Source organism: Streptomyces sp. S07_1.15 (assembly GCF_020739505.1).
GTDB classification, from domain to species: Bacteria; Actinomycetota; Actinomycetes; order Streptomycetales; family Streptomycetaceae; genus Streptomyces; species Streptomyces xinghaiensis.
Map to the genome: position 1 here is coordinate 539,070 of NZ_JAJBZK010000001.1, position 26,475 is coordinate 565,544.

Genomic DNA, 26,475 nt, shown 5'->3' on the forward strand with positions numbered 1-26,475 from the left:
TCACCAGAGCTTGCGGTGCGTCGGCTGTGCCTTCTCGTCGGCGAGCCCGGCTTCGAGCTCCTCGATCTGGTTCTGGGCGAGGTCGAGGAGGGGGAAGTCGGAGGGTGTGTGGCCGCCGGCGGCGGGATCGGCGGTGTGGGCGGCCAAGCCGCCCAGCAGGTCCAGCCATGCCCGGCCCAGTCGCTCCGCCGCGGCTTCGTCCAGCACGGCGGCGGGCCAACTCAGCGTAAGCGTCAGCTCCGGGCCCGCGGGAGTGTCCATGATGGCCGCGGCCGCTTCGAGCGCGTGCTCGCAGGGCATGCCGGGATCGGCCGAGCCGCCGATGGCCGTGTCACCGGCCGGCTGCCAGGGGCCGACCGGGCCCCGGCGGCTGCCGGCGGTGAAACGTCCCAGGTAGTTGAAGCCGATCTGCGGGCCGGGGAGGGCCGCCAGCACCGGTCCGGTCCCGGCGTTGAGGTGGCGCAGCAGCCCGTGGCCGAGTCCGTCGCCGGGCACGGCCCGCACCTGTTCCTTGGCGGCCTTCAGCAGCGCGCCGGCCGCGGGGCCGCCCGCGGCCGCGCCGGCGAGGTCCACGCCGGCGGCGTCGAGCCGGACCGGGTGCGTACTGGTGAACCAGCCCACCGTGCGGGACAGGTCGGTGCCCTCGACCGGTTCCCGGCCGTGGCCCTCCACCTCCACCAGCACGGCGGTGCCGCCGTCCTGCCGGGTCCGTGCCACGGCGCCCGCCAGTCCGGCCAGCAGTACCTCGTGCACTCCGCAGTGGAAGGCGGCCGGGGTGCGGCCGGCCAGGATGGCGGCCTCCCGCGCGGGAACCGTCCAGGACCGGCGGCGCAAGGTCTCCGCGGTGTCCCGGGCCGGGTCGAGCGCGCGGGCGAACGGCAGCGGGTCCGGCTCGCCCAGCAGGGCTTTCCACGCCGGGAGTTCGGCGACCCGGCCGGGGTCGCCGGCCTGGGCGGCCAGCAGGTTCGCCCACCGCCGGAAGGACGTTCCGACGGGGTCGAGCACCGGTTCGCGTCCCGCCGCCGCGGCCTCGCAGGCCATGGCCAGGTCCGGTACCAGCACCCGCCAGGACACGCCGTCGACGGCCAGGTGGTGGACGACGAGGACCAGCCGCCCGGTCCGTCCGGGCCCGGCGTCGGCCCAGACGGCTTGCAGCAGTACGCCCGCGCGGGGGTCGAGCCGTTCCACGGCCTCCCGCGCGGCGCGGCCGGCGACGGCGTCCAGCGAGCCGTCGTCCGCGCCGCCGGCGTCCACCCGCGTGACGAGGTCCGCGGGGTCGACCGTGCCGGGCTCGCCGGCCACGAGGAGCGGCTCCCCGTCGTCGCCGGTCTCCACCCGGGCCCGCAGCATGGCGTGTCGGTCGAGGACGGCGGCCAGGCCGGCCGTCAGCACGTCGCGTCCCAGCCCGGCCGGGGCGCCGACCACCGCCCACTGCGCGAACCGCGGACGGAGGGCGCGTTCGCCGAGGGCCAGCATGACGGGGGTCCGCGGCACTTCGCCGGTGCCGATGTCCTCCACGTCCTCGGTGGCGGCGCCGGCCGGTCCGGCCACGGCGGCCAGCCGTTCGGGCGTCTTCTCCTCGAAGACCTGCCGGGGCGTCACCGCATAGCCGGCGCGCCGGGCGCGGGACGCGAGCTGCATCGAGGAGATGGAGTCGCCGCCCAGTTCGAAGAAGCTGTCGTCGGCCCCGGCCCGCTCCAGCCCCAGCACCTCGGCGAACAGGTCGCAGAACACCGTCTCGGCCGCCGTCCGCGGCTCCCGCCCGGAGACCTTCCCGTCGTAGTCGGGGGCGGGCAGGGCCCGGCGGTCCACCTTGCCGTTCGCGGTGAGCGGCAGCCGGTCCAGTGGTACGAACACCGACGGCACCATGGCGTCCGGGAGCCGTTCGCCGGTGAAGTCGCGCAGCGCGCCGAGCAGTTCCTCGACGGGCCGCGCCCCGGCGGGGCCGTCGCCCGGGCGGGGCGGGGCCGGGACGACATAGGCGACGAGGCGGTCGCCGCCGGGGCCGTCCCGGCGTGCCACGACCACGGCCCCGGCGACCCCGGGATGCGCGGACAGCACCGCCTCGACCTCTCCCGGTTCGATCCGGTGGCCGCGCACCTTGACCTGGGTGTCGGCGCGGCCGGTGAAGACGAGGTGGCCGTCCCCGGTCCAGCGCGCCAGGTCGCCGGTGCGGTACATCCGCTCCCCGGGGACGAACGGGCAGGCGACGAACCGCTCCGCCGTCAGGCCCGGGCGCCCCCGGTAACCGCGGGCCAGTCCGGGGCCGGTGACGTACAGCTCGCCCACCGCCCCCGGCGGTACGGGGTGCAGGAAGCCGTCGAGGACGTAGGCCCGCGTGTTCGCCATCGGGCGTCCGACCGGCACCTCGGCACCGCCGGGTGACAGCGGCGCGCTCATCGCCGCGCACACCGTCACCTCGGTGGGGCCGTACGCGTTCACCATCCGCCGCCCGGCGGACCAGCGGTCCGCCAGGGCCGCCGGGCAGGCCTCGCCGGCGACCACCAGGGTCTCCAGGCCATCGGGCAGTTCCTCCTCCGTGGCCAGCACGCTCGGCGGCACGGTCACATGGGTGGCTCCCGTCGCGCGCAGCGCCTCGCCCAGCGGCACCTGCGGCGGCAGGCCCTCCGGGCCGGTCAGGACCAGTGCGGCGCCGGACAGCAGCGCCATGCAGAGTTCGGAGACGGCCGCGTCGAAGCTCAGCGAGGCGAACTGGAGCACCCGGGAGCCGGGTGCCACCGCGAACCGCTCGATCTGTGCGCGGGCCAGGTTGCCCAGGCCCCGATGGGTCACCACCACGCCCTTCGGCACCCCGGTCGATCCGGAGGTGTGGATGACGTAGGCGGCGTTGCGGACGTCCAGCGGTGCGCGGCGCTCCCCGTCGGTCAGCGGGCCGGGCGGACGGGCGGCGACGGCCCCGGCGGTCTCCGGGTCGTCGAGGACGACCAGCCGGCCCGGGAAGCCCGGCGGTACCGCGTCGCGGGTCTCCCGGGTGCACACCACCACCGCCGGCTCCGTGTCGCGGAACACGAACGCGATGCGCTCGGCGGGGTGGGCCGGGTCCACCGGTACGAAGACCCCGCCGGCCGCGGACACCGCCAGCACGGATGTCACCAGCGCCGCGGACCTCGGCACCATGACGGCCACCGCGTCCTCCGGGCCGACGCCCGCACGGGTCAGATGGCGGGCCAGCCGGCCCGTCCCGGCCTCCAGCTCGCCGTAGGTCAGCGTCCGCTCGCCGTCCGCCACGGCCACCGCGTCCCGCGACCGCTCCGCCTGCCGGCGGAACAGCTCCGGCAGCGGCGCGGCGGCGGCCGGCACCGCGGTCCGGTTCCAGGTGTCCAGGGTGAGCGCGCGCTGCTCCGGCCCCAGTACGCCGACCCGCGCCACGGGCGCGGAGGGGTCCGCGGCCATCTGCTCCAGGACCCGGGCGAGCGAGGCCACCAGGTCCTCTGCCCAGGCGCGCGGGAACACGTCGGGCCGGTAGACGAGTTCGCCGCGCATCCGCTCGCCGGGCACCGCGATCAGCGTCAGCGGGTAGTGGCCGGTGTCCTCCGGCTTGCCGCCGGGCCGGATGGTCAGCGTGCCGGGCGAGGGCTCACGGAGAGCGGGGCGGGGGTAGTTCTCGTACACCACGAGCGTGTCGAAGACGGCACCCGGACCGGCGAGCCGGCGGATCTCGGGGAGACCGACGTGCTGATGGGACATCAGTGCGACCTGCCGGTCCCGCAGGCCGGTGAGCATCGCGGCGACGGACTCCTCCCCCGACGGGTTGACCCGCACCGGCAGGGTGTTGAGGAACAGGCCGACCATGGACTCCACGCGCGGCAGCTCCTCGGGCCGGCCCGCCACGGTCGCGCCGAACACCACGTCCGTCCGGCCCGCCAGCCGCGCCAGCAGCAGCGCCCACGCGCCCTGGACCACCGTGTTGACGGTCAGCCCGTGGGCGCGCGTCAGGGCCTCCACGGCGCGGGTGAGGTCCTCCGGGAACGCGAACGGGACGCGGTCCGGCACCGCCGGGGCAAGGGCCGCGTCCCCGGGCACGGCCAGCGTCGGCTCGTCCAGGCCGGCGAACTCCGCGCGCCACGCCTCCCGGGCCGCCTCCTTGTCCTGCCGCTCCAGCCAGGCGAGGTACTCCCGGTACGAGGTCGCCGGCGGCAGGGTCCGGTCGCCGTCGCCGCCCGCCTCGTACAGCGCGGACAGCTCACCGATGATCACCGGCAGGGACCAGCCGTCCGTGACGATGTGATGGCTGGTGACGACCTGGACGTGCCGGTCCCGGCCGAGCCGGACCAGCAGCAGACGCAGCAGCGGTGCCCGGGTGACGTCGAGCCGCCGGGCCCGCTCCTCCCGGACCAGCCGGTCCAGTCCTGCCCGCGCCTCGTCCTCCGGCAGCCCGGAGAGATCGGCCTCGTGCCAGGGCAGTTCCACCTCCCCCGCGATGACCTGCACGGCCTCGCCGGACTCCAGGCGGTGGAAGCTCGCCCGCAGCACCGGGTGCCGGCCGGTCAGCGTCCGCCACGCCGACCGCAGCCGGTCCGCGTCGAGCGGCCCGTCCAGGGCCAGGACGCGCTGCCCCTCGTAGAGGTCCGGGCCGCGGTCGTCGAAGGCGGCGTGGAAGAGCAGCCCTTCCTGCAGCGGGGAGAGCGGCCAGACGTCCGCCAGGCCCGGCACCGCGGCCTCCAGCCGCTCCACACTGTCCCGGGTGAGATCCACGAGAGGGAAGTCGGAGGGGGTGTGCCCGCCCGCGGCGGGGTCGGCGGTGTGCGCGGCCAGGCCGGCGAGCATGTCCAGCCAGAGCCGGCCCAGCCGGTCCGCCTCGGTCTCGTCGAGCACCTGTTCCGGCCAGCTCAGCGTCAGGGTCAGCTCCGGGCCCCCGGCGGTGTCCAGGACGGCCGCGCCCGCTTCCAGCGCGTGCCGGGCGGGCATGTCCGGGTCGACGGAGCCGCCGATCGCCGCGTCACCGGCCATCTGCCAGGCGGAGACCGCGGTGTCCCCGCCGGCCCGCGGTCCGGCGGCGAACCGCCCCAGGTAGTTGAACGCGATCTGCGGGCCGGGCAGTGCGGCCAGGGCGGGCCCGGTGCCGGGGTTGAGGTGGCGCAGCAGCCCGTGGCCGAGTCCGTCGCCGGGCACCGCCCGGAGCTGCTCCTTGACGGTCTTCAGCAGCCTGCCGGCCGCGGGACCGCCGGTGAGCACGGCGTCCAGGTCGACGCCCGCCGGGTCCAGACGGGCGGGGTGGGTACTGGTGAACCAGCCCACGGTGCGGGACAGGTCCGTTCCGCCGACCGGTTCGCGGCCGTGCCCCTCGATGTCGAACAGCGTCGCGGAGCCGGTGTCCGGGCGCCGGTGGGCGACGGCTCCGGCCAGGGCGGCCAGCAGCACCTCGTGCACCCCGCAGTGGAAGGCCGCCGGTGTCCTGTTCACCAGGGGCCGCGCCGGTCCCGCGGGCACCGTCCACGAGCGGCGGCGCACCGTCGCGGCGGTGTCCCGCGCCGGGTCCGGGGCGCGCCACCCCACGGGGGCCGCGGCCTCTCCGAGCAAGGCGGTCCAGGCGTCGAGTTCGGCGGTCCGCTCCTCCGAGACCGCCTGCTCGGCGAGGAGGCCGGCCCATCGGCGGAACGGTGTTTCCACCGGGTCGAGCGACGGCTCGCGCCCGGCCGCCACGGCCTCGTACGCGGCCCGCAGATCTGGCAGCAGGATGCGCCAGGACACGCCGTCGACGACAAGGTGATGTGCCGCCAGGACGAGCCGGCCGGGGCGGTCCGGTCCGGCGTCCACCCACACCACCCGGAGCACCGCTCCGAGCGTGGGGTCGAGCCCTGCCGCGGCCTCCCGCGCGGCGCGGCCCGCGATGCCGTCCAGGTCGCCGTCCGCCGCCCCGGTGGCGTCCACCCGGCCGATCCGCTCGGCCGCGTCCACCGAGCCGCGCTCGCCGACGGCCAGCACGCGCTCCGTCCCGTCCCCGCTGACCCGGGCCCGCAGCATGTCGTGCGTGTCCAGCACGGTGCCGACAGCGGCCACAAGGGCGTCGCGCCGCAGTCCGGCCGGTGCCCCGACGATCGCCCACTGGGCGAGGCCGGGCCGGGCGGCCCGGTCGCCGAGTTCCCGCATCACCGGTGTCCAGGGCACCTCGCCGGCGCCCGTGTCCGTGTCCGGCCCGGAGGTTTCCCGGGCCGCGCTGTGGGCGACGGCGGCCAGTCCGGCGGGGGTCTCGTGCTCGAAGACGTCCTGGGCCTTGAAGAGCAGGTCCGCGCGGCGAGCGCGGGCGGCCAGCTGCATCGACATGATCGAGTCACCGCCGAGCGCGAAGAAACTGTCCTCGACGCCGACCCGCTCCACACCCAGCACCTCGGCGAAGAGCCGGCACAGCGTCTCCTCCGCCACCGTCCGCGGCTCACGGCCGGAGGCGGCGCCCTCGAACTCCGGGGCGGGCAGCGACTTGCGGTCCACCTTGCCGTTCTCCGTGACCGGAAGCGCGTCCAGGACGAGGACGGCGGCGGGGACCATGTACTCCGGCAGCACCGCGGCGGCGTGCTCGCGCACAAGCTGCGGATCAGGCGCTCCGGTTCCGTCCGAGACGACGTAGCCGACCAAGCGGCGCTCACCCGGACGGTCCTCACGGGCCACCACCACCGCCTGCGCGACGCCCGGGTGGGTGGCCAAAGCCGCCTCCACCTCACCGAGTTCGACGCGGTAGCCCCGGATCTTCACCTGCTCGTCCGCGCGGCCGGCGAAGAGGAGATCCCCGCCCTCGGTCCAGCGCACCAAGTCGCCGGTGCGGTACATCCGCTCCCCGGGGACGAACGGGCAGGCCACGAACCGCTCGGCCGTCGGCCCCGGCCGGTCCCAGTAACCGCGCGCCAATCCCGCACCGGCTACGTACAGTTCACCGGTCACGCCCGGCGGCACCGGCTGGAGGAAGGCGTCCAGCACGAACACCCGCCGCCCCGGCAGCGGGCGGCCGATCGGCAGCACCTCCCCCAGCACGTCACCGGGACGCAACTCGTGCCACGTCGCGCACAGCGTCGTCTCCGTCGGCCCGTACAGATGACGCACCGAAACCTCCGGGCACGCCTCCCGCACCCGGGACACCGCCCCCGGCGGCACCACGTCACCGCCCGTCAGCACCTGACGCAGACCGCGGAAACACTCCGGGGACTCCTCCGCCAGCACCCGGAACGAACCAGCCGTCACATGCAGCGCGGTCACACCACCGGCTATGTGCTGCCGCACCTGCTGGGCCTCGACCGCGCCCGGTTCGGCGACCACTACCCGCGCACCGGCGGCGAGGGGCACCCACACCTCGAACAGGGAGGCGTCAAACGCGTGCGGGGCGTGCATCAGCACCGCGTCACCCGGCCCGACCGACCACTCCCGCTCGCCGACCAGCGCCGCCACACCACCATGCGGCACCGCCACACCCTTCGGCACCCCCGTCGACCCCGACGTATACATCACATACGCCACATCCCCGGCACCCACGGGAACGCCCGGCCGGGGCTCCCGGGCGGTGACCTCGGCCGCCACCGACGCACTGTCCAGCACCATCACCGGGGCGGCGGTGTTCTCCGGCAGCGCGCCCCGCGTCGCCTCCGTGCACAGCACCACCACCGGAGCGGCATCGGCCAGCACCAGCGCCACCCGCTCCACCGGAGAACCCGCATCCACCGGCACATACGCCGCCCCGGCCTTCCACACCCCGAGCAGCGCCACCAGCAGGTCGGCGGACCGCTCCATCACCACCGCGACACGGTCACCACGCCCCACACCGGAACCGGAAAGAAGCGCCGCCACACGCCCCGCCGCCTCGTCCAACTCTCCGTAGGACAGGGACCGTTCGCCATCGGCGACGGCCACCGCGTCCGGCGTCGTCCGCGCCCGCGCCGCGACCAGCTCCGGCACCGGCAGCCCCGGCGGCCCGCCCGCCGTCGCACTCCAGCCCTCGACGGTCCGGCCGCGCTCGACCGGGTCCACCACGTCCAGCCGTCCCAGCGGCACCGACGGGTCCGCCGCGATCTGCTCCAGTACCCGCACGACGCCCCGTGCGATCCGGGCGGCGCTCTCGTGGCCGAACAGATCCGGCCGGTGGGTGACATGGACCCGGAGGTGCTCCCCGGGAACGGCTCCCACCGCCAACGGGTAGTGGGTGCCGGCCAGGGTCTTGAGCTGCCTGATCGCCACTCCGCCGTCCGTCCCGCCGGGGCCGGAGAGCGCGGGCGCGTTCCGCGGGTAGTTCTCGAACATCAGCATCGTGTCGAAGACCGCGCCCGGCCCGGCGAGTTGCTGGATCTCCGGCAGCCCGAGGTGCTGGTGCGCGATCAGCGCCGACTGGTGCTCCTGCAGCTCCCGGAGCATGTCCCGCACCGGCTGGGCTCCGTCCAGCCGTACCCGCACGGGCAGCGTGTTGATGAACAGGCCGACCATCGACTCGACGTCGGGCAGTTCGGGCGGCCGTCCGGCGACGGTGCCGCCGAACACCACGTCCGTGCGGCCCGTCAGCCGCGCGAGCACCAGCGCCCAGGCGCCCTGCACCAGGGTGTTCACCGTCAGCCCGTGGGCGCGCGCCCGCCCGGTCAGCGCCCGGGTGCTCTCCGCGGACAGCTCCGCGGAGCTCACGACGGGTGTCACGGGGGCCCGGCCCGGGTCCGCCGGGGCCACCAGTACCGGTTCGGCGACCCCGGACAGTTCCGCGCGCCACGCGGCCCGGGCCGCCTCCTTGTCCTGCCCCGCCAGCCAGGCCAGGTAGTCCCGGTAGGAGGCGGCCGGCCGCGGGGCGGCGTCCGTGCCTCCGCCCGCCGCGTACAGCGCGGACACCTCGTTGAGGACGACCGGCATCGACCAGCCGTCGATCAGGATGTGGTGGCTGGTGATGGCCAGCCGGTACCGGTTCCCGGCGAGCCGGACGAGCAGCAGCCGCAGCAGGGGCGGCTTCGCGAGGTCGAAGCGCTCCGCCAGTTCGTTCGCGGCCAGCCGCTCCGCCTCGGCCAGGGCCTCGGCCTCCGGGAGGCCGGACAGATCGGCCTCGCGCCAGGGCAGTTCCACCCGCCGGGCGACGACCTGCACCGCCTCGCCGGAGGTCAGGCGGTGGAAGCCCGCCCGCAGGACCGCGTGCCGCGCCGGCAGCTCCTCCCAGGCCGCCCGGAGCCGGGCGGTGTCCAGCGGCCCGTCGAGCCCCAGGAGGCGCTGGCTCTGGTAGACGTCCGGCCCCTCCTGGTCGAAGGTGGCGTGGAAGAGCATGCCCTCCTGGAGCGGTGACAGCGGCCATACGTCCGCCGGTTCCGGGGCGCAGGCCTCCAGTTCCGCGAGGCCGTCCCGCGTCAGGCGTGCGAGCGGGAAGTCGGACGGGGTGTGCCCGCCGGCCCCGGGGCGGGCGGAGTGGGCGGCCAGGCCGCTCAGCATCCGCTGCCAGGAGCGCCCCAGTTCCTCCGCCTCGGACTCGTCCAGAATCCCGTCGGGCCAGCTCAGGGTGAGGGTCAGCTCGGGGCCGCCGGGGGTGTCGCGGACGGCCGCGTTCGCCTCGACGGCGTGCGGGGCGGGCAGGTCCGGGTCGGCCGAGCCGCCGATCGCCGTCTCACCGGCCGGCTGCCAGGCGGCGACCGGTTCCTCACGGGGGCCGGCGGCGAACCGGCCGAGATAGTTGAAGCCGATCTGCGGGCCCGGCAGGGCGGCGAGGGCGGGGCCGGCGGTGGGGTCGAGGTGGCGCAGCAGCCCGTGGCCGAGCCCGTCGCCCGGCACCGCGCGCGCCTGCTCCTTGACCGTCTTCAGCAGCTCACCGGCCGCCGCGCCCCCGGCCGGGACCTCGCCGGTTCCGATGCCGGACAGGTCCAGCCGGACCGGGTGGGACCGGGTGAACCAGCCCACCGTGCGGGACAGGTCGGCTCCCTCCAGCGGTTCGCGGCCGTGGCCCTCCACGTCCACCACGAGCCCGGCGCCGGTGCCGCTGCCGTCACCGCCGCCGTGGCCGGTGCCGCCGTCGTACCGGTGGGCGACCGCGCCCGCGAGTCCCGCCAGCAGGACGTCCTGCACCCCGCAGTGGAACGCCTCCGGTGTCCTGCCGGTGAGGACGGCCGCCTCGTGATGCGGCACCACCCATGACCGGTGGCGCAGGGTCGCGGCGGTGTCCCGCGCCGGGTCCAGCGCGCGCCGCCCGACGGGGAGCCGTTCGCCGCCGAGCAGGGCGGCCCAGTCGTCCAGTTCGGCGAGCCGGTCTCCGGAGGCCGCCTGTCCGGCCAGCAGGCCGGCCCACCGCCGGAACGAGGTGCCCACCGGGTCGAGTTCGGGTTTCCGGCCCGCCGCCGCGGCCTCGTACGCGGCCCGCAGGTCCGGCAGCAGGATGCGCCAGGAGACGCCGTCGACCACCAGATGGTGGATCACCAGCGCCAGCCGGCCGGTCCGCTCCGGTCCGGCGTCCACCCACACCGCCCGGACCATCGCGCCCGCCGAGGGGTCCAGCCGCTCGGCGGCCTCCCGCGCCGCCCGGGCGGCGATCCCGTCCAGCGCGCCGGGTTCCGCTCCGGTGGCGTCCACCCGGCCGACCAGGGCGGCGGCATCGGCGGATCCGGGCCGGCCGACCGAGAAGCGGGGTTCCCCGGCGTCGAGTACCGCCCGGGCCCGCAGCATGGCGTGATGGTCGAGGAGGGCGGCCAGCCCGGCCGCCAGCGTCCCGGGGTCGAGCCCGGCCGGGGCGCCGACCACCGCCCACTGCGCGAACCGCGGGCGGGCGGCCCGTTCTCCCAGTTCCCGCATCACCGGTGTCCAGGGCGCCTCGCCCGCGCCCGTGTCCCGCGCGTTCCCCGCTCCGCGGCCCGCGGTCCCCGGCTTCCGCGCCACGAGCGCCAGCCGCTCTGGGGTCTTCTCGTCGAACACCTGCCGCGGCGTGAGCACCAGTCCTGCGCGGCGGGCCCGGGCGACGAGCTGCATGGAGGAGATCGAGTCACCGCCCAGCGAGAAGAAGCCGTCCTCGGCACCGACCCGCTCCAGACCCAGGAGGTCCGCGAAGAGCCCGCACAGCACGGTCTCGTTCTCCGTCCGGGGCTCCCGTCCGGACACGCGTCCGGCGAAGTCGGGGGCGGGCAGGGCCGCTCGGTCGACCTTGCCGTTACGGGTCACGGGCAGCGCGTCCAGCACCAGCACCACCGCGGGCACCATGTACTCGGGCAGCAGTTCGACGGCGTGCTCGCGCACGGCCTCCCCGGCCGGCTTCTCCGCGCTTCCGTCCGGGACGACGTAGCCGACCAGGCGGCGCTCGCCCGGACGGTCCTCACGGGCCACCACCACGGCCTGGGCGACCGCGGGGTGCGTGGCCAGGGCCGCCTCCACCTCGCCCGGCTCCACCCGGAATCCGCGGATCTTGACCTGCGTGTCGACCCGTCCGGCGAAGAGGAGTTCCCCGTCGTCGGTCCAGCGCACCAGGTCGCCGGTGCGGTACATCCGCTCCCCGGGGACGAACGGGCAGGCGACGAAACGCTCGGCGCTCAGAGCCGGCCGGTCCCAGTAGCCCTGCCCCAACCCGGCGCCGGAGACGTAGAGTTCGCCGGTCACGCCCGGCGGGACCGGCTGGAGGAAGGCGTCCAGGACGAACACCTGGCGGCTGGGCAGCGGACGCCCGATGGGCAGCACCGGACCGACGCGCTCCCCGCCCGGCCTCCAGACCCGCCAGGTCGCGCACAGCGTGGTCTCCGTGGGCCCGTACAGATGGCGCACGGAGACCTCCGGGCACGCCTCCCGCACCCGGGCCACCGCGGCGACCGGCACCACGTCACCACCGGTCAGCACCTCCCGCAGACCGCGGAAGCACTCCGGCGTCTCGGCCGCGAGGACGCGGAACGAACCGGCGGTCAGGTGCACCGCCGTGACACCCCTGTCCGTGACCTCCGCACGCACCCGCTGGGCGTCCACCACGCCGGGCTCCGCCACGACCACACGGCCTCCGGCGGCGAGCGGCACCCACACCTCGAACAGTGATACGTCGAAGGCGTGCGGGGCGTGCATCAGCACCGCGTCGTCCGGCCCGACCGACCAGTCGGGTTCACCGACCAGCGCCGCGACACTGCCGTGCGGCACCGCCACACCCTTCGGCACCCCCGTCGAGCCGGACGTGTACATCACATACGCCACGTCCCGCGGACCCACCGGGACACACAACGGCACCTCCACGGCGGCCAGTTCGACCGCCACAGCCGGGGCATCCAGGACCAGCACCCGCGCGGCGGTGTCCTCCGGCACCGCGCCCCGGGTGGCCTCCGTGCACAGCACCACCACCGGAGCCGCGTCCTGCAGCACGAACGCCACCCGCTCCACCGGAGTACCGGCGTCCACCGGCACATACGCCGCCCCGGCCTTCCACACCGCGAGCAGCGCCACCAGCAGATCCGCCGACCGCTCCATCACCACCGCGACACGCTCGCCACGCCCCACACCCAGCCCGTGGAGACACCTCGCCAGACGCCCCGCCGCCTCGTCCAACTCGCGGTAGGACAGGGACCGTTCGCCGTCCACCACCGCCACCGCGCCCGGCGCCTCCCGCACCCGCCCCGCGACCAGCTCCGGCACCGGCAGCCCCGGCGGCTCACCCGCCGTCGCACTCCAGCCCTCCAGCACCAGCCCGCGCTCCAGGCCGTCCACCACGCCGATCCGGCCCACCGGTACCGACGGGTCCGCGACCATCTGCTCCAGCACCCGCTCCAGCCACCGGAAGACCGACCCTGCGGTGTCCCGGTCGAAGAGGTCGGGCCGGTAGTCGAGCTTGCAGCGCATGCGGTCGCCGGGCGCCACGACCAGCGTGAACGGGTAGTGCGCGGCCTCCCGCCCCTCGGCGAAGCCCAGGGTGAAGGTGTCCGGGGCCGGCGGACCCGCGGGGGGACGCGGATAGTTCTCGTACACGACGAGCGTGTCGAACACCGCTCCGGCACCGGCGAGCTGCTGGACCTCCGACAGCCCGAGGTGCTGGTGGGCCATCAGCGCGGACTGGCGCTCCTGCAGTGCGGCCAGCATCTCCGCCACCGGCTGCCCCGCGTCGAGCGGCACGCGTACGGGAAGGGTGTTGATGAACAGGCCGACCATCGACTCGACACCCGGTAACTCCGCGGGCCGTCCGGCCACGGTGCCGCCGAAGACGACGTCCGTGCGGCCCGCCAGCCGCGCGAGCACCAGCGCCCAGGCGCCCTGCATCACCGTGTTGACCGTCAGTCCCCGGGCGCGGGCGAACTCCACCAGCCGCCGGCTCAGGTCCTCGGGGAAGTCGGTGATCAGACTCTCCGGGATCACGGGCGTCCTGCCGGGATCGGCCGGTGCCACGAGTGTCGGTTCGTCGGCGCCGGCCAGCGCGGCCCGCCACGCCTCCCGCGCCGCCTGCTGGTCCTGGCGTCCCAGCCACGCCAGGTAGTCCCGGTAGGACGCGACCGGGGGGAGGCCGTCCGCGGTCCCGCCCGCCGCGTACACCGTGGACAGTTCCCCGAGCAGCACCGGCATGGACCAGCCGTCCATGAGGACGTGGTGGCTGGTGACGACCAGCCGGTGCCGCTCCTCGCCGGTCCGGATCAGCAGCAGCCGCAGCAGGGGTGCCACGGCGGGGTCGAACCGCTCGGCCCGCTCCTCCGCGGCCAGCCGTTCCATCTCGGCCCGCGCCTCGTCCCCGGCCAGTCCCGAGACATCGGCCTCGCGCCAGGGCAGGTGCACCTCCCGCGCGATGACCTGCACGGCCTCCCCGGACCTGCGCCGGCGGAAGCCCGCCCGCAGCGCCGCGTGCCGGGCCAGCAGCGCCTCCCACGACACCCGCAGCCTGCCCGCCTCCACCGGGCCGGTCAGATCGAGCATCCGCTGCCCCTGGTAGACGTCGGGCCCCCGGTCGTCGAAGGCGGCGTGGAACAGCAGCCCCTCCTGCAGCGGCGACAGCGGCCACACGTCCTCGACAAGGGATCGGGTCATCGCTTCTCTCCTCAGAGCGGCTTGCTGCGAGCGGTTACGAAAGGTCGTCGGCGAACCCGGCCTCGAGTTCGTCCACCTCGTCCTGGGCCAGGTCGAGAAGGGGGAAGTCGGAGGCGGTGTGCCCGCCCGCGGCCGGGTCGGCGGTGTGCGCGGCCAGCCCGGCGAGCATGTCCAGCCAGAGCCGGCCCAGCCGGTCGGCCGAGGCGTCGTCCAGCAGCGCGGCGGGCCGGCTCAGGGTGAGGGTCAGCTCCGGCCCGGCGGGGGTGTCCCGGACGACCGCGCCCGCCTCGACGGCGTGCAGAACGGGCATGTCCGGGTCCACGGAGCCGCCGAGGGCCGCGTCACCGGACGGCTGCCAGGCGGCTGTCCCGCCGGTCCCGGTGCCGGCGAACCGGCCAAGGTAGTTGAAGCCGACCTGCGGGCGGGGCAGGGCGGCCAGGGCGGGACCGGTGCCGGGGTTGAGGTGGCGCAGCAGCCCGTGGCCGAGTCCGTCGCCCGGTACGGCCCGCGCCTGCTCCTTGACCGTCTTCAGCAGCTCACCGGCCGCCGGTCCGCCCGCCGGCACCTCGGCCGTCCGGACCGCGGACAGCTCCAGCCGGACGGGGTGCACGCCGGTGAACCAGCCCACCGTGCGGGCGGGATCGGCGTCTCCGACCGGTTCGCGGCCGTGCCCCTCGATGTCGACGAGCAGCCCGGAGGCGTCGCCGCCCCGCCAGTGCGCGACGGCTCCGGCCAGGGCGGCCAGCAGCACCTCGTCCACCCCGCAGTGGAACACCGCCGGTGTCCTGTTCACCAGGGCCCGCGCCGGTCCCGCGGGCACCGTCCACGAGCGGCGGCGCACCGTCGCGGCGGTGTCCCGCACCGGGTCCAGCGGGGAGTGCCCCAGCGGGACCTCGGGCTCACCGAGAAGTGCGGCCCACTCCTCCAGTTCGGCGGTCCGCTCCTCCGAGACCGCCTGCTCGGCCAGCAGGCGGGCCCACCGCCGGAACGAGGTCGGCACCGGATCGAGTTGCGGCTTCCGCCCGGCCGCGACCGCCTCGTACGCGGCTTCCAGGTCGGGCAGCAGGATGCGCCAGGAGACGCCGTCGACCGCGAGGTGGTGCGCCGCCAGCGCGAGCCGGCCGGGGCGGTCGGGGCCGGCGTCCACCCACACCACCCGGAACAGCACGCCCGCCGAGGGGTCCAGTCCTTCGGCGGCCTCCCGAGCGGCGCGGCCCGCGATGCCGTCCAGGTCGCCGTCCGCCGCCCCGGTGGCGTCCACCCGGCCGATCCGTTCGGCCGAGTCCACCGAGCCGCGTTCCCCGACGACCAGGCGCGGCCCCGCCTCGCCCGGCACGACCGCGGCGCGGAGCATGCCGTGGGTGTCGGCGACCGCGTTCAGGGCGCTCACCAGAGCGTCATGTTCGAGGCCCGCCGGTGCTCCGACGGTCATCCACTGCGTCAGCTTCGGCCGGACGGCGTGCTCGCCCAGCTCGCGCATCACCGGTGTCCAGGGCACCTCGCCGGCGCCCGTGTCCGTGTCCGCGCCGGGTGCGGAGGCTTCCCGGGCCGCGCTGTGGGCGACGGCGGCCAGTCCGGCGGGGGTCTCGTGCTCGAAGACGTCCTGGGCCTTGAAAAGCAGGTCCACGCGGCGGGCACGGGCAGCCAGCTGCATCGACATGATCGAGTCACCGCCGAGCGCGAAGAAACTGTCCTCGACGCCGACCCGCTCCACACCCAGCACCTCCGCGAAGAGCCGGCACAGCGTCTCCTCCGCCACCGTCCACGGCTCACGGCCGGAGACCCGTTCGGTGAAGTCCGGGGCGGGCAGCGCTGCTCGGTCGACCTTGCCGTTACGGGTCACGGGCAGGGTGTCCAGGACGAGGACGGCGGCGGGGACCATGTACTCCGGCAGCACCGCGGCGGCCTGCTCGCGCACGGCCTGCGGGTCCACGCCCTCGGGCCCCTCGGGCACCACATAGCCGACCAGGCGGCGCTCGCCCGGGCCGTCGTCACGGGCCACCACCACGGCCTGGGCGACGCCCGGGTGGGCGGCCAGTACGGCCTCCACCTCGCCGAGTTCGATCCGGTAGCCCCGGATCTTCACCTGCGTATCGGCGCGGCCGGCGAAGAGGAGATCCCCGGTGCCGGTCCAGCGCACCAGGTCGCCGGTGCGGTACATCCGCTCCCCAGGGAGGAACGGGCAGGCCACGAACCGCTCGGCCGTCGGGCCCGGCCGGTCCCAGTAACCGCGCGCCAATCCCGCACCGGCTACGTACAGTTCACCCGTCACACCCGGCGGCACCGGGTGGAGGAAGGCGTCCAGCACGAACACCCGCCGCCCCGGCAGCGGGCGGCCGATCGGCAGCACCTCCCCCAGCACGTCCCCGGGACGCAACGCGTACCAGGTCGCGCACAGCGTCGTCTCCGTCGGCCCGTACAGATGACGCACCGAAACCTCCGGGCACGCCTCCCGCACCCGCGCCACCGCGGCGACCGGCACCACGTCACCACCCGTCAGCACCTGACGCAGACCGCGGAAACACTCCGGGGACTCCTCCGCCAGCACCCGGAACGAACCAGCCGTCACATGCAACGCGGTCACACCACCGGCTATGTGCTGCCGCACCTGCTGGGCGTCCACCACACCGGGCTCCGCCACGACCACACGGCCTCCGGCGGCAAGGGGCACCCACACTTCGAACAGCGATACGTCGAAGGCGTGCGGGGCGTGCATCAGCACCGCGTCATCCCGCCCGACCGACCAGCCGGCTTCGCCGACCAGCGCCGCCACGCCACCGTGCGGCACCGCCACACCCTTCGGCACCCCCGTCGAACCCGACGTATACATCACATACGCCACATCCCCGGCACCCACGGGGACGGACAACGGCACCTCCACGGCGGCCAGTTCGACCGCCACAGCCGGGGCATCCAGGACCAGCACCCGCACGGCGGCGTCCTCCGGCACCGCGCCCCGCGTCGCCTCCGTGCACAACACCACCACCGGAGCCGCGTCCTCCAGCACGAACGCCACCCGCTCCACCGGAGTACCGGCGTCCACCGGCACATACGCCGCCCCGGCCTTCCACACCCCCAGCAGCGCCACCAGCAGATCCGCCGACCGCTCCATCACCACCGCAACGCGATCGCCACGCCCCACACCCAGCGAGGAGAGAAACGCCGCCACACGCCCCGCCGCCTCGTCCAACTCGCGGTACGTCAGCGACCGTTCACCGTCCACCACCGCCACCGCGCCCGGCGCCTCCCGCACCCGCCCCGCGACCAGCTCCGGCACCGGCACCCCCGGCGGCTCACCCGCCGTCGCACTCCAGTCCTCCAGCACCGGCCCGCGTGCGTCCGCGGGCAGCAGGTCCAGCCGTGCCACCGGCACCGACGGGTCCGCGGCCATCTGTTCCAGGATCCGCACGAGCCATCCGCCCACCGCCTCGCCGATCTCCTCACCGACGAGGTCCGGCCGGTAGGTCACGTCCACGCGGAAGCGTTCACCGGGCAGGACGCCGACCGTCAGCGGGTAGTGGGTGGCCTGGCGGGCTTCGGCCACGGTGAGCGTGAGGGTCTCGGCCGTGGCGGATTCCGCGGCGGGCGGGCGCGGGTAGTTCTCGTAGACCATGAGCGTGTCGAAGACGGCGCCGGGACCGGCGAGGCCCTGGATCTCCGCGAGCCCGAGGTGCTGGTGGGGCATGAGCGCGGACTGGTGCTCCTGCACCCGGGTGAGGAGTTCCAGCAGGGACCGGGAGCCGTCGAGCCGGACCCGGACGGGCAGGGTGTTGATGAACAGCCCGATCATCGATGCGACGCGCGGGAGTTCCGGGGGCCGCCCGGCGACGGTGGCGCCGAACACCACGTCGGTCCGGCCGGTGAGCCGGGCGAGCACCAGGGCCCAGGCGCCCTGGAGCACGGTGTTCACCGTCAGCCCGTGTCGGCGGGCCAGGTCCCCGATGGCACCGGCCGTCTTCTCCGGGATCCAGAACGCGTTTCTTCTGGGGGGCGCCCCGACCCGGGCCGTGTTCCCCGGCCCGGCGACCAGCGTCGGCTCGTCGGCCCCGGCCAGTTCCGTCCGCCAGGCGTTCCGGGCCGTCTCCTTGTCCTGCCGGCCGAGCCACGCCAGGTATTCGCGGTACGAGGCCGGGTGCGCCGGCCGGTCCGCCCGGTCACCGGCCGCGTAGACGGCGGTGAGCTCATTGAGCAGCAGAGGCATGGACCAGCCGTCCATCAGCAGGTGGTGGCTGGTCATCACCAGGCGGTGCCGGTCCTCTCCGAGCCGGACGAGGAGCAGCCGCAGCAGCGGTGCCACCGCCGGGTCGATCCGGCGGGCGCGCTCGCTCCCGGCCAGCCGCCGGACCCGGGCCTCCGCGTCGGCGGCGGTCAGGTCCGACAGGTCGGCCTCCTGCCAGGGCAGGGTCACCTCCCGGGGGATGATCTGCACCGCTTCGCCGGTCCTGCGCCGGTGGAAGCTCGCGCGGAGCGCGGCGTGCCGGGCCACCACCGTCTCCCAGGCGGCGCGGAAGCGGCGGGCGTCCAGGGTTCCGCCGATGGCCAGGACCGTCTGCACGGTGTAGACGTCGGGCCCGTGGGCGTCGAAGTCGGCGTGGAACAGCAGCCCTTCCTGCAGGGGCGAGAGGGGCCAGACCTCCGCGAGTGCGGACCCTTGGGCCGCGGCCGGTGCGTTCACAGCGACAGACCTCCTTCGAGCTGGGCTGCTATCGCTTCGAATTGCTCGACCTCGTCCTGTGCGAGGTCGAGGAGCGGGAAGTCGGAGGGGGTGTGCCCGCCCGCTCCGGGGTCGACGGCGTGAGCGGCCAGCCCGGCGAGCATGTCCAGCCAGAGCCGTCCCAGCCGGTCCGCCGAGGCGTCGTCCAGCAGGGCCGCGGGCCGGCTCAGCGTGATGACGAGTTCGGGGCCGTCGGTGGTGTCCCGGACGGCCGCTCCGGCTTCGAGGGCGTGCACGGCCGGCATGCCGGGGTCGGCGGAGCCCCCGATCGCCGTCTCGCCGGCCATCTGCCACGGTTTCACCGCATCGGGCCGGGCGCCGGCCGGGAAGCGGCCCAGGTAGTTGAAGCCGATCCGGGGGCTCGGCAGTCCGGCCAGCACCGGTCCGGTGGCGGGGTTGAGGTGGCGCAGCAGCCCGTAGCCGAGTCCGTCCCCGGGCACGGCCCGCGTCTGTTCCTTGACCGCCTTCAGCAGCGCGCCGGCCGCCGGGCCGCCGGCCGCCACTTCGGAGGGGTCGGTGCCGGAGGTGTCCAGCCGCACGGGGTGGACGCCGGTGAACCAGCCCACGGTGCGCAGCACGTCGGTGCCGTCGAGCGGCTCGCGCCCGTGGCCCTCGACGTCGACGAGCAGCGCGGTGCCGGTGTCCTGCCGCCAGTGGGCGACGGCGGCGGCGAGGGCGGCGAGCAGGATGTCGTGCACACCGCAGTGGAAGACCGCCGGGGCGCGGCTCACCAGAGTCCGCGCCTGCCGCGGGGGCACCACCCGGGTCCGGCGGCGCACCGTCGCGGCGGTGTCCCGTACGGGGTCCGGCGCACCGATGCCGCGGGGCGGCCGGACGCCGTCGAGGAGGGCGGTCCAGGACGCCAGTTCGGCGGTCCGGGCCGGTTGGGCGGCCTGGGCGGCGAGCAGGCCGGCCCATCGCCGGAAGGAGGTGGCGACGGGTTCGGGTTCCGGTTTCCGGCCGGCCTCGGCCGCCTCGTACGCGGCCCGCAGGTCGGGGGCGAGGATGCGCCAGGACACGCCGTCCACGGAGAGGTGGTGCGCCACCAGCACGAGCCGGCCGGTCCGCTCCGGTCCGGCGTCCGCCCACACCACCCGGAACACCGTCCCGGCCCGGGGGTCCAGGCGCGCCGCCGCGTCGCGCGCCACCCGTCCGGCGAGCGCGTCCAGGCCGGAGGCCGCGATCCCGGCGGCGTCCACGCGCGTGACCAGGCCCGCGGCGTCGGCCGATCCGGGTTCGCCGGTCAGCAGGCGCGGCCCGCCCCCGCCCGGGAGCACGCGGAGGCGCAGCATGGCGTGGGTGTCGACGACCGCGGCCACGGCGGCCACCAGGGCATCCTGCCGCAGCCCGGCCGGGGACCCGAGCACCACCCACTGGGCGAACGCGCCGCCGGTCACCCGCTCACCGAGCTGCCGCATGACGGGGGTCCACTCCACCTCGCCGACGCCGTGGTCCGGGCCGGCCCCGGCACGGTCGCCGAACCGGGCGATCGCCGCGAGTGCCGCGGGGGTCTCGTGCTCGAACACGTCCTGGGAGGTGAAGAGCACGTCCTCGCGCCGGGCGCGGCTCACCAGCTGCATCGAGGTGATCGAGTCCCCGCCGAGCCGGAAGAAGTTGTCGTCGGGTCCGACCCGCCCGGCTCCCAGCACCTCGGCGAACAGCGCGCACAGGATCGTCTCGGCGTGGCTTTCCGGTGCCCGTCCGGAGGTGTTCCCGGTGAGGTCCGGGGCGGGCAGGGCCTTCGTGTCGATCTTTCCGTGGCCGGTGACCGGCAGCGCGTCCAGGGTCACCACGGCCGCGGGCACCATGTACTCCGGGAGTGTCCCGGCGAGGTGCTCGCGCAGGGACTGCCCGTCCACCGCGTCCCCGTACGGGACCGCGTAGCCGACGAGGCGGCGCTCGCCCGGACGGTCCTCGCGGGCCACGACCACGGCCCGTTCGACGGCCGGGTGAGCGGAGAGGGCCGCCTCGATCTCGCCGAGTTCCACGCGGAAGCCGCGGACCTTCACCTGGGCGTCGGCGCGGCCGGCGTAGACGAGCCGGCCGTCGGCGGTCCAGTGCGCGAGGTCGCCGGTGCGGTACATCCGCTCCCCGGGGGCGAACGGGCAGGCGACGAACCGCTCGGCCGTCAGCCGCGCCCGCCCCAGGTAGCCGCGGGCCAGGCCGGCGCCCGCGAGGTACAGCTCGCCCGCCGTGCCCGGCGGTACGGGCTGCAGGAAGCCGTCGAGCACATAGGCCCGGGTGTTGCCGACGGGGCGGCCGATCGGCGGCGTGCCGGGGCCGTCCGGGGTCCGGTCCAGGGTGGAGGTGACGGTCGCCTCGGTGACCCCGTACTCGTTGTACATCTCCCGGCCGGCCGCCCAGCGCCGGCGCACGTCCTCGGGCGCGGGTTCGCCGCCGAGGACCAGCGTGCGCAGGTCGGGCAGGTCCTCCGGGGGGAGCTGTGCCAGCAGGGTCGGGGTCATCGCGACGCGGGTGATCCGGCGGTCGCGCATCAGCCGGACCAGTTCCTCACCGGTCGCGTGGAGCCGTCCCGGCGGGGCCAGCACCAGCCGCCCGCCCGCGCACAGCACCGGCCAGATGTCGGCCATCGAGACGTCGAAGCCGGGCGAGAGCAGTTGCAGCACCCGGCTGCCGGTGCCGAGGGCGTACCGCTCGATGTGGACGGCCACGAGGTTGGCCAGGCCGCGGTGGGAGGTGACCACGCCCTTGGGGGTTCCGGTCGACCCGGAGGTGTGGATCACGTAGGCCGCGTTCGCCGGGCTCAGCCGTGGCGGACGCCAGGCGTCCGGGCCGTCACCGCCGGTACGCCCGGTCTCCGCGCTGCCGGCGCCGGCCTCGCCGAGGACCACGATGCGGCCGGGGAACGCCTCCGGCACCACGGCGCGGGTGTCCCGGGTGCACAGGAGCACCGGCGGGGCGACGTCGTCCAGCATCAGGCGCAGCCGGGCCGGGGGGTGGGCCGGGGCCATGGGCACGTAGACGCCGCCCGCCAGGGAGATCGCCAGCAGGGCCGTGACGAGTTCCGCCGAACGGTCCGCGATGACGCCGACCCGGGTCTCCGGGCCCACGCCCGCGCCGGCCAGGTGGCGCGCCAGGCGCCCGGCCTCCGCCGAGAGTTCGCGGTAGGTCAGGGAGCGGCGGCCGTCCTCGACCGCCACGGCGCCGGGCACGGCCGCGGCCGCACGGGCGAACAGCTCCGGTGCCGGCGCGTCCGGTTCCGCCGTGGCCGGGGGATTCCACGCGTCCAGGACGAGGGCGCGCTCCGCCGTGTCCAGGACGCCGACCCGGCCCACCGGGGACGCCGGGTCCGCCGTCATCCGTTCCAGCACCCGCGTCAGCCAGGAGACCAGTTCCCGGGCACGGCCCCGCCCGACCGCGTCCGGGCGGTGGACGAGGTGGCCGCGCAGCCGCTCGTCGGGCACCACGATCAGCGCCAGCGGGAAGTGGCCCATGTCCGTGGGCTCGCCGACGGGACGGATGGCCGGGGAGGCGGTGCCCCGTGCCGTCCGGGGCAGGTTCTCGTACACGACGAGCGTGTCGAAGACGGCGCCGGGGCCGGCGAGCCGGCGGATCTCCCGGAGCCCGGTGAACTGGCGGCCCATCTGCGCCACCTGCCGGTCCCGGAGGTCGGCCAGCAGCTCCGCGACGGGCTGTTCCGGCACCAGTCCGACCCTCACCGGCAGGGTGTTGATGAAAGGGCCGACCGCCGACTCGGCCCCGGGCAGGTCCGCGGGACGGCCGGCCACCGTGGTGCCGAACACCACGTCGGTGCGCCCCACCAGACGTGCCAGCACCAGGGCCCAGGCGGCCTGCATGACGGTGTTCACGGTCACCCCGTGGGTGCGGGCCAGCTCCGTCACGCCGCGGGTGAGCTCCTCGGTGAACTCGAAGGACACCGGCTCCGGCAGCACCGGTGTGCTCACCCGGTCCTCGGGGGCCACCAGGGTCGGCTCCGCCGTGTCCGCGAGCTCCGCCCGCCAGGCCTCCCGTGCCGCGTCCCGGTCCTGCCGTTCCAGCCAGGCCAGGTACTCCCGGTACGAGGCCGGTGCCGGCAGCGCCCGCCCGTCGCCGCCGGCCGCGTACACCTCGGCCAGCTCGGTGAAGAGGACGGACATGGACCAGCCGTCGATGAGCGTGTGGTGGGCGGTGATGATCTGGCGGTACCGGTCCGCGCCGAGTCGGACCAGCAGGAGCCGCAGCAGCGGCGCAGCCGCGAGGTCGAAACGTTCCGCCCGCTCGGCGCGGGCGAGCCGCGCGAGTTCCTCCCGGGCGGCGTCCTCCGGGAGGTGCGACAGGTCGGCCTCCCGCCAGGGCAGCGCCACGTCCCGGGCGATGACCTGCACGGTCTCTCCGGACTCGCGCCGGTGGAAACCGGCGCGCAGCACCTCGTGCCGGTCCAGCAGCGTCTGCCAGGACGCCCGGAGCCGTTCCGTGTCCAGCGGCCCGTCCAGCGCCAGCGTGCGCCGGCTCGTGTACACGTCCGGGCCCCGGTCGTGGGAGGTGGCGTGGAAGAGCATGCCCTCCTGCAGCGGTGACAGCGGCCAGACGTCCACCAGGCCCGGCACCCTGGCCCGCAGGTCGTCGAGTTCGCCGGGGCGCAGGGACGCCAGGAGCGAGCCGGCGCCCGCACGGTGGCCGCCGGCGGGCCCGGACTCCGCGGGGAGCGGCCCGGCGGCGGCCACCGCCGCCAGGCCGGCGGGGGTCTCGTGCTCGAACACGTCCTGCGGCTTGAAGAGCAGGTCCGCGCGGCGGGCGCGGGCGGCGAGCTGCATCGCCATGATCGAGTCGCCGCCCAGGTCGAAGAAGTTGTCGTCGGGGCCCACCCGTTCGAGGTCGAGCACCTCGGCGAAGAGCCGGCACAGCGTCTCCTCGGCGGCGGTCCGGGGCGCACGGCCGGAGACGCGTTCGGCGAAGTCCGGGGCGGGCAGCGCCCTGCGGTCCACCTTGCCGTTGGCGGTGACGGGGAGCGCGTCCAGGACGAGGACGGCGGCCGGGACCATGTACTCCGGCAGGATGCCGGCGGCATGCTCGCGCACGGCCCGCGGGTCGGGGGCTGCGGTTCCGGCCGAGGTGCCGGTTCCGTCCGGGACGACGTAGCCGACCAGGCGGCGCTCGCCCGGACGGTCCTCGCGGGCCACCACCACCGCCTGCGCGACGGCCGGGTGGGTGGCCAGGGCCGCCTCCACCTCGCCCGGCTCCACCCGGAACCCGCGCAGCTTGACCTGGCCGTCCGTGCGGCCCACGAAGAGAAGCTCGCCGGTGCCGGTCCAGCGGACCAGGTCGCCGGTGCGGTACATCCGCTCGCCGGGGAGGAACGGGCAGGCGAGGAACCGCTCGGCCGTGGGGCCCGGCCGGTTCCAGTAGCCCCGGGCGAGGCCGGGCCCGGCGATGTACAGCTCCCCCACCGCACCGGGCGGCACGGGCTGGAGGAAGGCGTCGAGGACGAAGGTGCGCCGGCCGGGCAGCGGGCGGCCGATCGGCAGCACCTCCCCCAGCACGTCACCCGGACGCAACTCGTGCCAGGTCGCACACAGCGTGGTCTCCGTCGGCCCGTACAGATGACGGACGGACACCTCCGGGCACGCCTCCCGCACCCGGGCCACCGCCTCCGGCGGCACGACGTCACCGCCGGTCAGCACCTGGCGCAGTCCCCGGAAACACTCCGGCGCCTCGGCCGCGAGGACGCGGAACGAACCGGCTGTCAGGTGCACCGCCGTCAGCCCGTCACCGGCGACGCCCTCCCGCAGCCGTGCGGCCTCGACCGCGCCCGGTTCGGCGACCACCACCCGCGCACCCGCGGCCAGCGGCACCCACACTTCGAACAGTGATACGTCGAAGGCGTGCGGGGCGTGCATCAGCACCGCGTCATCCCGCCCGACCGACCAGCCGGCTTCGCCGACCAGCGCCGCCACGCCACCGTGCGGCACCGCCACACCCTTCGGCACCCCCGTCGAACCCGACGTATACATCACATACGCCACATCCCCGGCACTCACGGGGACGGACAACGGCACCTCCACGGCGGCCAGTTCGGACACCACAGCCGCGTCGTCCAGCACCAGCACCCGCACGGCGGCGTCCTCCGGCACCGCATCCCGCGTCGCCTCCGTGCACAGCACCACCACCGGAGCCGCGTCATCCAACACGAACGCCACCCGCTCCACCGGAGAACCCGCATCCACCGGCACATACGCCGCACCGGCCTTCCACACCCCCAGCAACGCCACCAACAGATCCGCCGACCGCTCCATCACCACCGCGACACGCTCACCACGCCCCACACCCGAACCGGAGAGAAGCGCCGCCACACGCCCCGCCGCCTCGTCCAACTCGCGGTACGTCAGCGACCGTTCACCGTCCACCACAGCGACCGCGCCCGGCGCCTCCCGCACCCGCCCCGCGACCAGCTCCGGCACCGGCAGCCCCGGCGGCTCACCCGCCGTCGCACTCCAGCCCTCGACGATCCGCCCGTGTCCGGCCGCGTCCAGTACACCGATCCGGCCCACCGGCACCGACGGGTCCGCGACCACCCGCTCCATGAACGAGAGAAGGGACCGGTGGCCCGCACGCGCCCAGTCCTCGTCGTAGTGCGCCGCGTTGGCCTCCAGGGCCACCGCCATGCCCCGGTCGTCCGACCAGCCGCTGACCACCACGCCCACTTCCTCGACGCGCCGGCTCGACAGGTCGCGGACGATCCCCCGGCACTCCCCGAAACGCAGGTTGGCGCCGAGGGGCAGGATGTTCACGGAGGGACCGAAGTGCCACCGGCCCCCGCTCGGCCAGTCGAGCTCCTGGCGCAGCCGCTCACCCCGGAAGCGCTGGTGCCCGAGGAGCCCGGTGGCCTCCCGCTCCGCCTCCCGGGCCAGTTCGGCCGGGTTCGCCGAGGGGCCGGCGGGGAGCCGGAACGGCAGCATGTTCGCCATCGTGCAGGGGGTCCGCCGCGCCTGGGCGCTCGTGCGCCCGGCGACGGGGATGCTGAGCACGGCCTCGTCCGCACCGGTCATCCGGCTGGTGAAGGCCGCCACCGCGGCGACGAGGAACCGGGGCCAGCTCACCTTCGCGCCGGCCGCGGCCGCGTGCAGGGCCGCCACCACGGGGGGCGGCAGATGGCCCGTGGCACGGACGACGCCGCCGGGGGCGGCGGCCGGCCGGTGGCCGGGAACGGCTGCCGGATCCGGGCGGTCGGCGAAGCGGTCGTGCCAGTACTGCCGGTCGCGTGCGCACTGCTCGGACGCACGGTAGGCCGATTCCTGAGCCAGCAGTTCGCCGAGCGGGGCGTATCCGGGTGCCCGTAACGGCTCTCCGCGCAGCATCGCCGTGTAGAGGCCGGCGACGCGCCGCCCCATCAGGGAACAGGCGAAACCGTCCATCAGCAGATGGTTGTAGCGCTGATACCAGACATGGCGGTCGGCCGCGAGTGTGAGCAACGCATGAGTGAAGAGTCCGCCCTCGGTGGGATCGTTCACCCGGCCCAGCTCGCCGCGCATCCATGTCCCGGCGGCCTGCCACGGATCCTTTTCCCCGCTGAGGTCGACGACCGGCATGTGCCATTCCGGCGGAGGGCCGATCCACTGGGAAATCCGGCCCGCGGAATCCTCCACGAAACGCACCCGCAGGATGTCGGTTTCCTCGACGGCCCGGCGCACCGCGAGTTCGAAGACCCGGGTGTCCAGGGGGCCGAGGATTTCGATGTGCTGCCCGATGTGATAAAGCCCTCGTGAGCTCTCTATCCGCTGTGCCAGCCAGATTCCCTGCTGGCATTCGGACAGGGGCAGGGTGGAACCCTCCTGGCCGTTCATCATTTCCCCCTTCAGCGGGTGCCCGCTGCTTTT

3 protein-coding genes are annotated in these 26,475 nt (G+C 75.5%); all 3 read right to left on the reverse strand.

Going from position 1 to position 26,475, the window contains the following annotated elements:
• From LIX60_RS02405 to LIX60_RS02420, 3 genes are read right to left on the reverse strand one after another with little or no spacing between them, the layout of a single operon-like run.
• Positions 1-13,926, reverse strand: coding sequence for a non-ribosomal peptide synthetase (locus LIX60_RS02405; RefSeq protein WP_227956978.1), 13,926 nt, complete (start codon positions 13,924-13,926; stop codon positions 1-3).
• 34 nt (positions 13,927-13,960) lie between these two features.
• Positions 13,961-18,601: a non-ribosomal peptide synthetase gene (locus LIX60_RS31680; protein ID WP_308101075.1), complete on the reverse strand. Its 4,641-nt coding sequence runs from the start codon at positions 18,599-18,601 to the stop codon at positions 13,961-13,963.
• Positions 18,598-26,442 carry a non-ribosomal peptide synthetase gene (locus LIX60_RS02420; RefSeq protein ID WP_227956979.1) on the reverse strand — a complete coding sequence of 2,615 codons (7,845 nt, stop codon included), beginning with the start codon at positions 26,440-26,442 and terminating at the stop codon, positions 18,598-18,600. The genes LIX60_RS31680 and LIX60_RS02420 overlap by 4 nt, the downstream gene beginning before the upstream one ends.
• Positions 26,443-26,475: the final 33 nt, after the last annotated feature.

What these genes read in the sequence shown, in the direction of transcription:
- LIX60_RS02405 (WP_227956978.1), bottom strand. Translation starts at nt 13,926, where the DNA reads ATGACCCGATCCCTTGTCGAGGACGTGTGGCCGCTGTCGCCGCTGCAG.
- LIX60_RS02420 (WP_227956979.1), bottom strand. Translation starts at nt 26,442, where the DNA reads ATGAACGGCCAGGAGGGTTCCACCCTGCCCCTGTCCGAATGCCAGCAG.